Annotated in this window: 1 protein-coding gene; it reads left to right on the forward strand. The window is 60.4% G+C overall.

The window, feature by feature from the left end; genetic code table 11:
• Positions 1-259 (forward strand): hypothetical protein (locus WLY71_RS30875; protein ID WP_347806604.1); only part of this gene is annotated, 259 nt, incomplete at its 5' end.
• Between the last annotated feature and the right edge of the window lie 34 nt (positions 260-293).

The raw sequence follows: 293 nt of genomic DNA on the forward strand, positions 1-293 counted from the left end.
GCCCCTCACCGGAATCGACCTGATCCCGGCCTCCCTGCTCATCGATACCCAAGCCCCACTCGACGTTCTGCAAGCCATGGCTGACCACCGCATCCGAACGGTCACTCAGGTATTGGAAAACATCGCCTACCGCGCCGAGCTCGGTTGTGACACGGTAGTGCTGTCGGACTTCTCCAAGCTGCTGGCCATTCCGTTACGCGACGGCTGTGACTTGATGGACGTGATCGGCCGGCGCTTGCGGGCTCAAGCAGCGGAATAAACGAAAACGAGCGCCATGACGGCGCCCGTTTTTT

Origin of the sequence: Pseudomonas rossensis (genome assembly GCF_039888995.1) — a bacterium.
GTDB classification, from domain to species: Bacteria; Pseudomonadota; Gammaproteobacteria; order Pseudomonadales; family Pseudomonadaceae; genus Aquipseudomonas; species Aquipseudomonas rossensis.